9 protein-coding genes are annotated in these 14972 nt (G+C 71.9%); all 9 read right to left on the reverse strand.

All coding sequences use genetic code 11. The features are described from left to right. Positions 1-1536 (reverse strand): right-handed parallel beta-helix repeat-containing protein, encoded by a 1536-nt coding sequence (locus tag ACFV9W_RS02865; protein ID WP_385754978.1) that lies wholly within the window; start codon positions 1534-1536, stop codon positions 1-3. Positions 1537-1550: 14 nt separating this feature from the next. After that, a complete protein-coding gene (locus ACFV9W_RS02870; protein ID WP_385754980.1) occupies positions 1551-3488 on the reverse strand; it encodes an alginate lyase family protein in 1938 nt (645 codons plus the stop codon). Further along, the gene (locus ACFV9W_RS02875) at positions 3485-5656 is read right to left on the reverse strand and encodes a bi-domain-containing oxidoreductase (RefSeq protein WP_385754982.1); all 2172 of its coding nucleotides are present in this window, start codon (positions 5654-5656) and stop codon (positions 3485-3487) included. Before ACFV9W_RS02875 ends, ACFV9W_RS02870 begins: the two co-directional genes overlap by 4 nt. Before the next feature lie 19 nt (positions 5657-5675). Continuing rightward, the gene (gene asnB, locus ACFV9W_RS02880; RefSeq protein ID WP_385754983.1) at positions 5676-7604 is read right to left on the reverse strand and encodes an asparagine synthase (glutamine-hydrolyzing); all 1929 of its coding nucleotides are present in this window, start codon (positions 7602-7604) and stop codon (positions 5676-5678) included. A gap of 4 nt (positions 7605-7608) precedes the next feature. Beyond that, on the reverse strand, positions 7609-9129 hold the full coding sequence (locus tag ACFV9W_RS02885; protein WP_385754985.1) for a Wzz/FepE/Etk N-terminal domain-containing protein: 1521 nt from the start codon (positions 9127-9129) through the stop codon (positions 7609-7611). Next, complete coding sequence (locus ACFV9W_RS02890) at positions 9126-10493, reverse strand: Wzz/FepE/Etk N-terminal domain-containing protein (RefSeq protein WP_385754986.1); 1368 nt, start codon at positions 10491-10493, stop codon at positions 9126-9128. The genes ACFV9W_RS02885 and ACFV9W_RS02890 overlap by 4 nt, the downstream gene beginning before the upstream one ends. Further along, a complete protein-coding gene (locus ACFV9W_RS02895; RefSeq protein WP_385754988.1) occupies positions 10490-11737 on the reverse strand; it encodes a glycosyltransferase family 4 protein in 1248 nt (415 codons plus the stop codon). The genes ACFV9W_RS02890 and ACFV9W_RS02895 overlap by 4 nt, the downstream gene beginning before the upstream one ends. Before the next feature lie 4 nt (positions 11738-11741). Further along, positions 11742-13067: a nucleotide sugar dehydrogenase gene (locus tag ACFV9W_RS02900; protein ID WP_385754990.1), complete on the reverse strand. Its 1326-nt coding sequence runs from the start codon at positions 13065-13067 to the stop codon at positions 11742-11744. A gap of 73 nt (positions 13068-13140) precedes the next feature. Further along, positions 13141-14649: a sugar transferase gene (locus ACFV9W_RS02905; RefSeq protein WP_385755505.1), complete on the reverse strand. Its 1509-nt coding sequence runs from the start codon at positions 14647-14649 to the stop codon at positions 13141-13143. Positions 14650-14972 lie beyond the last annotated feature (323 nt).

Genomic DNA, 14972 nt, shown 5'->3' on the forward strand with positions numbered 1-14972 from the left:
TCAGCCACCCGCCTTGCGGGTGAAGGTGCTGCCCGCGTCCTGCTTGTACGGCGCCTCCTGCCAGTCCTCGCGGTCGACGACCTTGCTCATGTCCTCGACGACGAAGGTCCACGGGCCGCGGTAGGTGTTGTCGTGCCAGCGGTTGTCCTGCTTGCGGGTGATCGCCTCGGCGACGCGTGTGTCCTTGTAGGGCGACCACTTCGGATAGGTGCCGTAGACGGAGAGGATGCCCATGCGGCCGCACTTGTCGGTGCACTTGACGACGGAGGTGTCGAGGACGAAGCGGTTGTCGTGGATGTCGACGCGCTGGGTCTTCCACCGGCAGTCGTCGTAGAGCGGCGGCTTCGCGATCGCCGGGCGGGCGCACCGCTTGACGTCGTCGACCAGGAGCGTGCACTCACCGGTCGAGGTGTTGGCGGGGCTGTTGCAGAACCGGTTGGAGTTCTCCCAGAGGGTGATGCCGTTCCAGTTGTTCTCCATCAGGTTCCGGTAGATCTCGAGCTTGTCGGTGCGGGCCTTGACCCGTGGTTCGCCGCCGGCCTCGGAGACGTAGATGGTCCCGTACGGGAAGCTGTCGCCGCGCTCGGCCGGCTTGCCGCCGCTGACCCAGTTGTTGCGCCGCATGGTGTTGTCGCGGATGACCGCGTTGTAGCTGGTCTCGTACATCAGGGCGGCGCCGTCGTTCTCCTCGATCAGGTTCTTCTCGATGAGGAAGTCGTTGTTGTTGTTGTCGGCCCAGATCCCGACTCCGCGGTTGTCGTGCACCCAGTTGCCGCGGATGTCGGCGCTCTTGACAGCCCAGAACTTCATGCCGGCGGTGCAGCCGCAGCCGGGCTGCTTCTTCTCCCAGTCGTCGGTGTTGTTTCCGACGACCTCGTTGTTCTCGATCACCAGGCCGCGGGCCGTGTCGCCTTCCTTGTAGCCGTTGACCCCGTACTGGCCGTTCTCGCGCAGGCAGTTGGAGCGGATCTTCTGGCGGTCGCCGGTCATCATCCCGGCGCCCGCGTTGCGCTGGATCGTCGCGTGCTCGATCACCCAGCCGTCGGCCGAGCCGGGGTTGACGACGCCCTCGTTCTGCTGCGGGACGAAGCGCTCCACGGTCAGATAGCGGATGACGACGTCACGGGCGTGGCCGCCGAAGGCGTACTGGTTGACCTTGCGGCCGTCGAGCACCGCGCCGGGCGCGCCGAGGTAGCGGTTCCCCTTCTTGGGGATGACCTGGGCGTAGCGCGCCGACTCGAGCCGGTGCTTGCCGGGGCGCAGCCAGAACGTGGTGCCCGCCGGGTTGCTCTTGGTCTTCTCCGCCAGGTCGTTGACCTTCTTCGGGTCGACCGTGACCGCACCCTTGGGCGCCTTCTCCGGGCCTCCCGACGGCTTGTCGCAGACGCGGGCCACGGCCGTCCGGGCGCCCTGCCTCGACGGTGAGGCGGACGCCTCGGCTCCGCCGTCCGAGGTGCTGGTGCAGCCCGTCGCCGCGAGCACGACCAGCGCCAGCGGTGCCGCCGGCCGTGCCCAGTGCCGCCACTTGATACCCACGTCTCCCCTCCCCCCTAGCCCAGGAACCTGAGCACGGTGGTGAACTCCCCCGTGCCGTCGGCGAATCCGCTGCCGATCAGCGTGGTGGCGGGTTCCTTGCGTCCGAATCCGGCGGAGTACCAGCCGAGCGGGGGCTCGGTCTCGCCGCGGTGCGCCCGCCAGGACAGCCGCTCGGGCAGGTCGAGCTCGGCTGAGCGGTCCTCGCCGTCGCGCGTCCAGGTCAGCAGGGCCCGGTTCCCTTCCAGTTCCGCGGTGACCTCCGGCCCGAGGTGGAACGCGAGGCGCACGTCGCGGCGCGGCCCGGTCACCTTGTCGATGATCCTCAACTCGTCGGAGCCCGCGCCGAGTTCGACCCGGCGGCGATGCGTGGAGGGCCGGTAGCCGTCGTGTTCGGCGAGCCAGCGGTCCGGTCCGAACTCCAGCACGCGGGTGCGCGCGTGCCGGGTCCACAGGAACGGTCCGCCGGACTCGGACTGGTCGGTTCCGTCCAGCTCCAGCGTGTTGTGACCGGCCGTCGACCGGAAGTAGCTCCGCCACTCGGGCTGGCCGTGGTAGCAGTACGTCCCCGGGTCGGCGAGCACGTCGACCCCGTCGTGGCGCACCTCCACGGACAGCGCGTCCGCGTGGGCGTGCGCGGCGATGGACAGGAAGCCGTGCGGGCCGCCGTCGCAGCGGCACCAGATCTCGCCCGAGGCCCCGGTGCCGCGCAGGATGGTGAGCCCCGCGTCGGCGAAGTGCGCGGCCCGGCCGGCCGGGCGCCGCACCGTGAGCCCCGCGGGCTTGATCAGCGCGGCGAGCAGCGGGGTGCGCACATCGGTGCCGGTCACCTCGGGCCACCAGTCGAGACGGCCGAACACGGCTTCCCCGGTGGCGAGGAGCGAGCCCCAGCGGTCGGTACCGGGGCCGTCCAGGACCAGTCCGTGCCCGTCGTCCGCGTCGCCCTGGCGCGGCGGCCGCAGCCGGTTGTCGACGACGGCCGCGAGCGCGTCCGTCATCCGCAGCAGCACGACCCGTACGGTCGCGGGCAGCGGCACCCCGGCCGCGTCCGCCTCGGCGACGGCGGCGAGGCCCAGCTCCAGGACCAGGCCGTGGTATTCGGTGGCCAGTTCGCGGTTGAGCCCGGACAGGTAGGTGTTGCTCCGCAGGTGCCGGTCGAGCGACGCGAGGGCGTCGGTGCGCCACTGCTGTGAGGACGGGAACCAGTCGAACGCGCAGGACGCCGCGAACTGCCCGGCGGTCTCGGCGATGACATGGTTGTTCGCCGACGAGCCGCGGCTCGGGAAGGCGGCGAGCCAGCGCTGGTGGTGCCAGATCTGGTTGACCGCCGCCGGGTTGTCCTCGAACAGGTCGTACACGCCCTGCCAGCCGTCGAGCAGCCGGCGGATCCACACCCAGGACAGCAGCCGGATGCCCAGCTCGATGCCGCTGATCCAGTGGACGCCGCGCAGCGGCGGGTTGGCCGCCCACCAGGAGCGCAGGTGTTCGGCGACGCGCTCGGCGTACCGCTCGTCGCCGGTGACGGCGTAGGCCGCGGCGAGCCGGGTGAGGTACTGGTGCCTCGACGGCTCCCAGATCTGCTTGATGTCGCCGACCGTCTCCTCGTCCCGGTACGGCACGCCGAACGCGTACCCGAACGGCGCCCGGCGGCCGGTCTTCGGGTCGTACCACCAGTCCGGATCGACCAGGTCGTCGCGGACCACGCCGAAGAACTCGGCGTGCCCGTACATCAGCCGGTCGGCCTCCGCGACGAGGCGTTTCACGGCGTCCTGCGGCACGGCGGCGAGCGCATCGGCGGGCAGCACGGAGGTGAACCGGGCGCCCGTGACGCTCGGGGACGTGGGCCGCTCGGAGCGCCAGCGCCGTCTGCGCACCGTGTCGCCCACCCGGCCGGCGATCTCCTGCGGCCCCATCCGGGACAGGCGCCGCAGGTACCAGCCCGCGCTCATGGTCATCGCGGCCCCGCCAGGGTGACGGGCGCGCCGCCGGCCAGGCCGGTCCGCACGGCGAGGGTGGCCGCCGTGGTGGCGACGAGGGACTCCAGCGGTACGGGCATGGGGCCGCCGGTCCGCACGGCCTTGATGAACGAGGCCAGTTCGGCGTTCTGGCCCTTGTCGCGGGCCTTGGGGAGCCGGGAGCTGACCCACCGTTTGGGGCCGTAGACCGAGGCGCGGACGAAGTCGTCGAGGCGCAGCGCCCTGCCGTCCGCGACCAGGTCGAGGGTCTCCTTCGGGAAGGCGGCCGGTCCTGTGGTGACGTAGGCGATGGTGGCGGTGGACCCGTCCGGGTAGCGGAGCACCACCTGGAGGTCCTCGTTGCCGGGCGTGGCGGTCGCGTGCACGGACACCGGGTCGGCGTCGAGCAGCCAGCTCGCCGTGTCGATGAAGTGGCCGCCCTCGCCGGCGAACCGGGAGCCCTCGGTGCCCTGTTGGAGGTACCAGCTGCCGTGGTCGAGCCGGCCCGCGTTGACCAGGTAGCGCAGGTGTGCCGGGCCGTTGCGGGTGCCGAAGCGCTGCTTGGCCTCGCGCAGCAGCGGGGAGAAGCGGCGGTTGAAGCCCACCTGGAGGCGGTCGTTGCCGGACTCCTCCACGGTCGCGAGGACGTCCGCCAGCTCGTCCTCGGTGAGCGCGAGGGGCTTCTCGACGAACACGGTCTTGCCCGCGAGGAGCGCCTGCCGAGTCAGGTCGGCGTGCGAGCTGTGCCGGGTGACGACGAACACCGCGTCGATGGACTTGTCGCCGAGCACGGCGTCGAGGTCGGTGGTGGCCTGGGCGAAGCCGAACTTGCGCTGCGCGTTGGCCGCGGACAGGGCCGTCGTCGTGACGACGGTCGCCAGCTCGACGCCCTCGCGCCCGGTGAGGTGCGGCAGCAGCATCGACGTCGCGTAGTTGCCCGCGCCGACGAAGGCGAGGCGCACCGGCGTCCTCGCGGCCCGCACCTGGCCCGCCCGCACCGTCACCGCGGGCACGGCCACCTCGGGCACCACGGCCTCAACCTCCTGCTCCGGGTAGCGGAACAGCGCGGTGACGGCCTTGAGTTCGCCGTCCTTGAGGCGCTGGTACGTCTCGACGGCGTCGTCGAAGTCGGCGACGTGGGTGATCAGCGGCTCCACGTCGACCTTGCCGCGGGCCATGAGGTCCAGGAAGCAGGCGAGGTTGCGGCGCTCGGTCCAGCGGACGTAGCCGATCGGGTAGTCCCGGCCCTCCAGTTCGTACGACGGGTCGTAGCGGCCCGGGCCGTAGGAGCGGGAGAAGCGGACGTCCAGCTCCTTCTCGTAGTACGCGTTCCACGGCAGGTCGAGGCGGCACTTGCCGATGTCGACGACGCGGCCGCGGTCCCGGCACAGCTTGGCGGCCAGCTCGACGGGTCCGTTGCTGGAGCCGCCGGCCGCCAGATACACCTGGTCCACGCCGTGGCCGTCGGTGAGTTCGGCGACGGCCGTCGTGACGGCGGCGGACTCCGGGTCGCCGCAGGCCACGGCGCCCTGCCGCTCGGCGAGTTCGCAGCGCTCCGGGTCGGGGTCGACGCCGACGACGCGGACGCCCGACGCGGCGAGCAGCTGCACGACGAGCTGCCCGATCAGGCCGAGGCCGATGACGAGGGCCGACTCGCCGAGCTGCGGCTCGCCCTGGCGCACGCCCTGCAGGGCGATGGAGCCGACGGTGCCGAAGGAGGCGTGCCGGGGCGCGAGTCCTTCCGGCAGCGGGGCGTAGAGGTTCTTGGGCACCCAGTTGAGCTCGGCGTGCAGCGCGTGCTCATTGCCCGCGCAGGCCACCAGGTCGCCGACCTTGACGTCGTCGATCCCGGCGCCGACCTGCTCGACGGTCCCGCACAGCGAGTAGCCGAGCGGCGTGTAGGAGTCGAGCTTGCCCATCACCTTGCGATACGTGGCGGGCACGCCGTTGGTGGCCACGGACTGCATGACCTTGGCCACCTGGTCGGGGCGGGAGCGGGCCTTGCCGATCATCGACATGCCGGCCTCGGACACCTTCATCATCTCGGTGCCCGTGGAGATCAGCGAGTAGGCGGTGCGCACCAGGACGCCGCCGGGCTTGCACCCGGGCACCGGCACGTCGAGCACGGCCAACTCGCCGCTCTTGTAGTTCTGAACAACTTGCTTCACGCGAACTCCCCTGAAATTCCTATGCCGTTGGCCGAGTGCTCTGTGCGGACCCAGAGGTCGCGTCGCGATACCAGTACTCGAGCGTCAGTACGTGCCACAGATGCTTGGAGTAGTCGCTCTGCCCTGCGGCGTCCGCCGCGGCGAGCCGCCGCAGCGCGTCGCGGCGCAGGAACCCGGAGCGGACCAGCTCGCCGTCGTTGATCACCTCGCGCACCAGGGGCGCCAGGTCCCGGCTCATCCAGGCCCGCAGCGGGGCGCTGAACAGGCCCTTGGGCCGGTAGACGATCTCCCGGGGCAGGATCGAGGTGGCCGCCTCCTTGAGCACGGCCTTGCCCTGCCGTCCGACGATCTTGCGGTCGCCGGGGAAGGCGAACGCCGCCTTGACGACCTCCACGTCCACGTAGGGCACGCGGACCTCGGTGGAGGCGGCCATGCTGGAGCGGTCCGTGTACGTCAGGTTGAGGCCCGGCAGGAACATCCGGGCGTCGCCCAGGCACATGCGGTTGACGAAGTCGTCGAGGTCGTTGTCCTCGTAGACGTCCGCGTGCTCGGTCAGTACGTCGTCGACCGTGCCCGCGAGGTCCGGGTCGAGCAGGGCGAGCAGTTCCTGCTGGTCGTACATGGTGTAGCTGCGCCGGAACGCGGTCTCCTCCGGCAGGTCGGCGAAGGACAGGAACCGCTTGGCGAAGCGCACCGAGCGCAGGCCGCGCCGCGACGTGGCGACCGGCAGCCGGTCCACGGCCGCTGACACGCCGCGCCGCAGCGGCCGGGGCACGCGCTGGTAGCGCAGCGCGATCATGTTGGCGAGGTGCTTGCGGTAGCCGGCGAACAGTTCGTCGGCGCCCATCCCCGAGAGCATCACCTTGACGCCGGCCTCGCGGGCGGCCTGGCAGATCAGGTAGGTGTTGATCGCTGCGGGGTCGCCGATCGGCTCGTCCAGCGAGTACGTCATCTGCGGCAGCAGGTCCAGTACGTTCGGCGCGATCTCGATCTCGTGCAGGTCGACGCCGAACCGCCGGGCGACCTGCCGTGCGTAGCGCAGATCGTCGGGCATCGCCTCGAACTTGGCGTCCTCGGCGCGGAATCCGATCGTGTAGGCGGAGATCCCCGGCTGGTGGCGGGCCGCGAGCGCGGTCAGATAGCTGGAGTCGAGGCCGCCGGAGAGGAAGGTCGCCACGGGCACGTCGGACATCAGGTGTCGCTTGGTCGACTCCTCGACAATGGCGGCCAGGTCCGGCTGTTCACCCGCCCGGGCCCGGTCGCGGCCCTCGCTTGCGACGTCCTTGAGGTTCCAGTACCGGCCGCGCTCCACCCGGCCGTCGGGCCGGAATCTCATCCAGCTGCCCGGCTGGAGCTTCTCGGCCTCGCGGAACGCGCAGCGCGAGTCGGGCACCCAGTAGTAGAGCAGCGAGGCCACCAGGGCCGACGGGTCGGGGCGCAGGTCCGTGACGGCCGCGAGCGCCTTGAGCTCGGAGGCGAACACCAGGCCGCCGTCGCGCCTGAGCAGGAAGAGCGGCTTGATGCCCAACTGGTCGCGTGCGAGGACCAGTTCACCGGTGCGCTCGTCGAAGATCCCGAACGCGAACATGCCGCGCAGGCGGGGCAGGCAGTCGGTGCCCCAGCGCCGCCAGGCCTCCAGGAGCACCTCGGTGTCCGAGGTGCCTCGGAAGCGCGCCCCGGCTCCCTCCAGTTCGGCGCGGAGTTCCGGCGCGTTGTACAGCTCGCCGTTGTAGGTCAGGGCGAGGCCGTCCGAGACCATCGGCTGGGCGCCGGTCTCGGACAGGTCGATGATGGACAGACGGCGGTGCCCGAGCTGGACCTCGCCGTCACCGGCGGGGTGGCCGTAGCGGCCGGATCCGTCGGGGCCGCGGTGGGCGAGGGTGTCGGTGAGCCGGTCGGTGACGATCTTCCCGTCCGGCCACCGGTAGGTGCCTGCGATGCCACACATGTACTTACCGAGCCTCCTGGTCGTTGTCCGCGCCCCGGGCGGCCCACGCGGGCTTGCGCTCCGTGCGCCGCGGGCCCGACCCGTTGTGCCGGGCCGCCCGTTCGCCCCTGCCGCGCAGGGCGGTGTGCAGGCCGTCCCAGAGCGTGCCGTCGGTCCGATCGCGCGGATCGGGGTCGATCAGCACGACGCCGAGCACCGGGATGCGCTGCTCGGCGAGCTGCCGCGCCACGGTGTGCAGCCATGCGGCACTGCCGTGCCCGGCCCGTACGACGAGCACGGTCTGGGTGCCGAGGTACTGGAGGTCGGTCCACGCCGTACCGGGCGCCACGGAGCCGACGCCGATGCGGCGGTCCTGGGGCGACAGGGCCGCCGCCTGCTCGCTGCCGACGACCCTGGGGCCGTCCGGCTGCGGACGGTGGTCGGCGAGCTGCGGTCCCGGCAGACCGTCGATGACGGCCACGGGCCCCTCCGCCGCCAGCGCCCCCGCGAGGTCCAGGGCGATCGCGCTCGTGCTGCGCGCGCAGCCCAGTTCGAGGAGCGACAGGGGTTCCACGGAGCCGTGCACCGTGCGGGCGAGGGTCGCGGTGAGGCGGTCCCGGGTCGCCCGGGTGCCCTTGCGCCGCCAGAGCCCGGAGCGCCGGGGCAGCTCCGCGATGACGGAGGCGCCGAGGTTCGCCGAGATGTCCCGGCGCAGCACGGGGCGGTCCGCGACCACCGCGCCGACCGCGGACAGGGCGAGCCCGAGGACGAGACCGAGGACGAGGCCGATCGCGGCGTTCGTGGCCGCCGTCCTGGGCAGCGAGTGCTGCACCGCGCGCGGGGCGTCCACGATCTGCGTACCGGCGACGACCTTCGGCGTGCCGGTGCGGGCCTCCGCGGCGCGCTGGTCGAAGTCGGCGATCCGCGAGTTGAGTTCGGCGCGGCGGGCGAAGAGGGTCTCGGTGCCGGCCGAGTCCTCGGCGGCGGCGTCGTCCGGTGCCCGGTCGCCGATCTCCTTGTTGACCCGGGCCAGCTCTTCGCGCATGCGATCGCGCTGGTCGAGCAGGGCCTGGGACTCGGCCTTGGCCGCCGCCCGCATCCGGCGCACGTGGTCGGCGACGAACGCGTCGGCGAGCGCCTTGGCCCGGTCGACCGCCAGCGCTTCGGTGTCGGCCGACACGTCGATCTGCAGGACGTTGTTGGTCAGTCCTGTGCCCCGGTAGTCCTTCATGAAGTCCGCGGGACTCTCCGGGGACTTGAGGGTCTGCAGGGCGTCCTTGGCGATACGTGTGGTGCCCAGCACCTCGATGTCGGTGCGGATGAGTGTTCCGGTGTCGTTCGGCTGGTCCTCCTGGTGCGCGACCAGCACCTTGGTCACCGCGCTCGGCGGGGGCGGCAGCAGCACCGCCACCGCCGCGCCGACCACGAGCCCGAGCAGCGCCAGGGCGCCCCACAGGCGGCGGCGCCTGCGCACCGCGACCACCAGTGCGTGCAGGTCGAGCAGCGGGGTGCCCGCCGACGACTCCGTAGTCCTGTTCGTCGTCACGCCGAGCCTCCCGTCGCGTGGCCGCGCACGGCGAGCGCGGGAGTGGCATGGTCCGGCGGCGGGTCGGCGGAGCCCGCCGGGCGGGCCCTGACCGGTCCCGCCACGACGATGCCGACGATCTCGTGCCTGGCGTCCGCGCAGGCTTCCGCGACGCCGGTGAGCTCCTCGGCGGTCCAGCTGCCTGCGCTGAGGACGACGACGGCGCCGGACTCGGTGCCCCGGTCGGGCACGATCGGCCGGTCCACCGGCACCACGACCACGCGCAGCACCGGGTCGCCCTTGGCCTCGGCGACGAGCTGGCCCGCGGCCCGCAGCGCGAGCTCGTCGCCGTCCGGGACGACGACCAACAGGCGGCGGGGTGCGGGCAGTTGGGCCCGGATGCGGCCGCACACCCGCCGGTAGCGGGTGCGCCGCGCGGCCTCGTCGCCGGAACGCTGCGGAGTGGGCACGTCCCACCGGACGTCCGTGCCGAGCAGCCGGCGCAGTCCGGCCCGCGGGCCGCCTCCCTGGGCCTGCTGGGCCCGCTGCTCCCCGGGTACGTCGACGGCTCCGAGGACCGCCGAGCCGAGCGCGGAGGCGATCTCCTGCTCGGTCCGCAGCCTGCGGTTCATCCGGGCGGCGGTGAGGTGACCGATGACCGAGAACAGGAAGAACAAGAACGCGCCGGCGACGATGAGTTGCACGCGCGTCGGCGGCGACTGGCCGTCCGGCCGGGCCGCGGGGCCCATGACGACCATGCTCGCCTTGTCCGTCGCCGGGTCGGCCTCCTCCAGCTTCTTCATGGCCGCCTCCAGCGAGTTGCGCAGGTTCTCCAGCGCGGTGCGGGCCTGTACACCCTCGACCGTCCGGCCCGGGTCGGCGCCCCGCGCCATCTCGGTGATCCGGCGGTTGGTCTCCTGCACCTTCTTGCGCAGCGCTTCCGGCCCCGCGGCCGCGTCGGCGTCGGTCGCGCCGCCCGCGATCCGCGCGGAGAACGCGACGAACTGCTGGGCCACCCGGTCGGTGAGCTGCTGCGCGCGCTGCGGGCTCTCGGCCGTTCCCGAGATCGTGATGATGTTGCCGTCGGCGGCCTTGGCCGCCACGCGGCCGCGCAGGTCGCTGCCGTTGACGCCGTCCCAGTCGAGCTTGGCCGCCGCCCGGTCGACCACCGAGGAACTCGTCGCGATGTCCACCTGGGTGAGCAGCTCGCGCTCCTCCCACTGGCCGGGCAGCAGCACCGATGCCGCCGCCGTGTAGCGCGGCGGGAACACCACGGAGACGCCGTAGCCGACGAGCGCGCCGACCACGGTGAGGACGGCGAGGAGCCGCCACCTTCTACGGAGAATCCGGCCGATCGTGACCAGGCGGATCGTGTCCTCGCTCAACGACCCCGCCTCCTCCTTGCCTGGGCGGGCGCGCGCTTCGCCACCGCGGCGGCGTAGGCGGCGAGCAGCGACTCCTGCGAGTTGCTCCAGGACAGCGGGCCGCCGATGCGCTCCTGGCCGAGCTTGCCCATCCGGGCCCGCTGCTCCGGGTCGTCGAGCAGCCGCGCGACGAGACCCGCGAATTCCGCCTCGTCGTTGGCACGCGCGTAGACAGCCGCGTCACCTGCGGAGACGCGCGCCTCTCTCAGATCGAACGAGACGATGGGCCGGCCCATGGCCATGTACTCCAGGACCTTGTTCATCGTGGAGACGTCGTTGAGCGGATTGCGCGGGTCCGGCGAGAGGCAGACGTCGGCGGTGGACAGGTAGCGCACCAGGTCGGCGTCCGGTATGCGGCCGGTGAACTCCACCTGGTCCGTGAGCCCGAGCTCACGGGAGAGCTCCACCATCGCGTCGAAGGCGTCGCCCGAGCCGACGAACACCGCGTGCCAGTCGGTCCGCCCGAGCTCGTCGCGCAGCTTGGCCAGCGCCCGCAGGGCGTAGTCGACGCCGTCCTGCGGCCCCATGACGCCGAGGTAGCACAGCAGATGGGGCTTGCCGCGCTTCAACTCGGGCTCGGGCGGCACCGGTTGGAACCGCTCGATCTGGGGTGCGCTGCGGACCACGAACACGTCCTCGGGGCGCTTGCCGCCGCGCTCGATCGCGACGTCCCGGTAGCTCTCGTTCGTGGCGAGCACGACGTCCGCGGCCCGGTAGGTGCGCCGTTCGAGCGCGCACACGCCGCGGTAGAGCAGGTCCTCGCCGCGGTCGAAGCGCGACAGGTACAGCTCGGGCACCAGGTCGTGCTGGTCGAAGACGAACTGGGCGCCGCGCCGCCGCAGCCACCGGGACGCCAGGAACAGCAGGTCCGGCGGGTTGCAGGCGTGGACGACGTGCACCGGTCCCACCTTGCGGGCGAGCCGGGCGGTGTGCCACAGCGCGGAGCCGTACTCCCGCAGGTAGCCGGCCGGTCCCCCGGTGGCGGCGCGCAGCGGGTAGCGGTGGATCCGCACCCCGTCGATCACCGTCTCGGCTTCCGTGTCCCGCTTCGTGCCCTGCGGGCAGATGACGTGCACCGTCCAGCCCGCGTCGCGCAGCGTCGTGCACTCCTGCCACACCCGTCGGTCGAAGGGGACCGAGAGGTTCTCCACCAGGATCAGCGCGCGCCGGTTCGGCCCGCTGCCGCTGGTTGTTGCATCGTTCATCGCGTCACCAAGCAAGGCCCATGTACCCCGGTTCGGCCCGACGCGCCTCGGCGTCGGGAAGGCGGACGAGATCGACGACCGCCGGGCCGCCGCTGAGCGGCAGCGCCGACAGGACCGCTTGATCTCTGGTGCCGACGAGGCACACCTCTGCGTGGCCGAGCACCTCGTCGACGGAGTCCGCGAGCAGTTGCGCGAGGTGCGGGAGCCGGCCCTCGATGTACTCGCGGTTCGCGCCCATCAGCCGGGACAGGCTCACGTTGGCGTCGTAGATCTTGAGGTCGTAGCCCTTGCCGTAGAGCCGCTCCGCCAGTTCGACGAGCGGGCTCTCGCGCAGGTCGTCGGTGCCGGGCTTGAAGGACAGGCCGAACAGGCCCACCTTGCGCTTGCCGGTGCGCTCGACGAGTTCCACCGCGCGCTGCAGGTGGTCGGCGTTGGACGCGAGGACGTGCGACAGGATCGGTACGGAGACGTCGGCCCGCCGCGCCGCGTGCACCAGGCTGCGCAGGTCCTTGGGCAGGCAGGAGCCGCCGAAGGCGAAGCCGGGGCGCAGGTAGGCGGGGCTGATGTTGAGCTTGCGGTCGGCGAGGAACACGTCCATGACCTGGTGCGAGTCCACGCCCAACGCCTGGCACACGGCGCCGAGTTCGTTGGCGAAGCCGATCTTGAGGCCGTGGAAGGAGTTGTCCGCGTACTTGATCGCCTCGGCGACCGGGACCGGCACCCGGAACACCTCGCCGGGCAGCCCTTCGTACAGCTGGGCCACGACGTCGCCACTGGCCTGGTCCAGTTGGCCGATGACGGTCTTGGGCGGGTCGAAGAAGTCCCGCACGCTGGTGCCCTCGCGCAGGAACTCGGGGTTGACCGCGACGCCGAAGTCGACGCCCGCCGTGCCGCCGAGGCTCTTCTCCAGGATCGGCACCAGCAGGTTCAGGCAGGTGCCCGGGAGCATGGTGCTGCGGAACACGACGGTGTGCCGGCCGCCCTGGTCCCCGCGCTCGGCCAGCGCGGCGCCGATCTGTTCGGTGACCCGCTCCAAGTAGGTCGTGCACAGGCTGCCGTTGGGCTCCGACGGCGTACCGACGCAGATCAGCGACACGTCGCTGCCCATGATCGCCTCACGGACGTCGCGGGTGGCGCGCAGGGCGCCGGTCCGTACGACCTCGGCGGTGAGCTCGCCGATCCGCTCCTCGACGACGGGTGCCCTGCCGCTGTTGACCAGGTCCACCTTCGCCTGGTTCACGTCCACGCCGATGACCTCGTGGCCCTGTCCCGCCAGGCATGCCGCCGACACACAGCCGACGTAGCCGAGTCCTAGGACGCTGATCCTCATTCCCGTTCCTCCCCCCAGAGCAGGCCCTTGTGGCCTGGCTTTCCTGCGCCGACGGATCGGCGCGCCCCCCGCTTCAGTACGCCCCTTGTCCGTGCAGCACGGCCCGCAGCGTCTTCCACAAGATCACCGTGTCGAGGGCGAGCGACCAGTCCTCGACGTAGCGCAGGTCGAGGCGGACCGCCTCCTCCCACGGCAGGTCGCTGCGCCCGCTGATCTGCCACAGGCCGGTGAGCCCGGGCTTGACGAGCAGCCGCCGCCGGATGTCCGGGCCGTACGCCGCGGACTCCTCGGGCAGCGGAGGCCGCGGGCCGACGAGTGACATCGACCCGGTCAATACGTTGAACAGTTGCGGGAGTTCGTCGAGCGAGTAGCGGCGCAGCACGTGCCCCACCTTGGTCACCCGCGGGTCCCGCCGGAGCTTGAACAGCAGCCCCGCCCCCTCGTTCCGGTGGGCGAGACCGGCCCGCTTGCCATGGGCGTCGGCGACCATGGTGCGGAACTTGACGATGGTGAACTCGCGCCCGTCCTTGCCCACCCTGCGCTGCCGGTAGAACACCCCGCCGCGGCTGTCCACCAGGACGAGGAACGCGACGAGCACCATCAGCGGGGCGAACAGCAGGATCAGGAACGCCGCACCGAGGCGGTCGACGATCTCCTTTATCGCCCGCCGTCCACCGGTGAACGCCGGCATGCTGACCCGCAGCAGCGGTATCCCCAGTACCGCGTCGACGTGCAGCCGCGGTCCCGCCACCTCCATCAGCACGGGCGCCACGACCATTTCGGCGTCGCTGCCCTCCAGGTTCCAGGCGAGGCGCTGCAGCCGGTCCGGCGTCCAGTGCGGGTCGGGGGTGACCGCGACGACCCGGTAGCCGTCGCGTGTGACATGGCTCGCGACGTCCGTCAGGGGGCCGACGACCGGCACCCCGTCCAGTTGGTCACCCCCGAGACCGTGCCCGTCCGTCGTGCAGACCGCCTCGACCTGCCAGCCGATGTGCGGGAACTTCCGCGTTCTGCTGATCAGGTCGCGCACGGTGTCCGTGCTCCCCGCGGCCAGCACCGGACGCAGACAACGCCCTTCCTTGCGCTGTCTGTGCAGCCACAGCCGCAGCAGATAGCGCGCGGTCATCGTCACCATCGCGATCGCGGGGATCGCGACGAAGATCCAGAGCTTGATGTTGCGCGAGGTGAGGGCGATCCCGCCGAGCGCGAGGACGACGGTCGCCGCGAACAGCGAGCGCCCGAGCCGGCGGAACTCCTCCGCGCCCTGGCCGAGCACGGCCGGAGCCCACGAGCGGCTCACCGCCAGCGCCCCCAGCACCAGCAACTCGGTGCCGAACGCCAGGATCTTCCACTTCTCGTGCCAGTTGGCGGCGTCCCTGACCCCGAAGAAACCTCCGATGGCCGCCACCACGACCGCGGTCGCCACCGTGTCACTGATGATCACGATGCGGCGGTACCGCTGTTCCCAGTCGCTCGCGGGCCTGCGCAGTGCCCCGTTCACCGGACGCCCGCGGACCGGCGGGAACGGGCTGACTAATTCCCCCTGCTGTACAGCCCCGTCCGGGTCGCCAGCGGGTTCCACGTGCTCGCCCAACACGGTTACTCCCCCCTCGGGGGACCGCCGCCCCCCGTGCTGTTTCCCCTCCTCGGGAGGCCCCCCGCCCCCCGTACCGCGCTGCTCCTCCCCTTCGGGAGGCCCCCGCCTCCCGTGCGTGAATCACCGGCTGTTCAGCGCGGCGTGCGCGATCCGCTCAGTCGGTGGCGGACTTGACGCGCCGATCGGAACCCGAGGACCGAGTCGCCCGGAATCCCCGCGACCTCTCGGGCGCTCCCCGCGCCCAAGGTCCCCCTGTCGGGCACCACAAAACGATCACCCCCCGTTCGATTCCGGTGCGGCGGCGGTCG

Origin of the sequence: Streptomyces sp. NPDC059897 (assembly GCF_042730865.1) — a bacterium.
Lineage (GTDB): Bacteria > Actinomycetota > Actinomycetes > Streptomycetales > Streptomycetaceae > Streptomyces.

Excerpts from the sequence above, each read along its gene's own strand:
- ACFV9W_RS02900 (WP_385754990.1), bottom strand. The coding sequence starts at position 13,067 with ATGAGGATCAGCGTCCTAGGACTCGGCTACGTCGGCTGTGTGTCGGCG.
- ACFV9W_RS02895 (WP_385754988.1), bottom strand. The coding sequence starts at position 11,737 with ATGAACGATGCAACAACCAGCGGCAGCGGGCCGAACCGGCGCGCGCTG.
- asnB (WP_385754983.1), bottom strand. The coding sequence starts at position 7,604 with ATGTGTGGCATCGCAGGCACCTACCGGTGGCCGGACGGGAAGATCGTC.
- ACFV9W_RS02870 (WP_385754980.1), bottom strand. The coding sequence starts at position 3,488 with ATGACCATGAGCGCGGGCTGGTACCTGCGGCGCCTGTCCCGGATGGGG.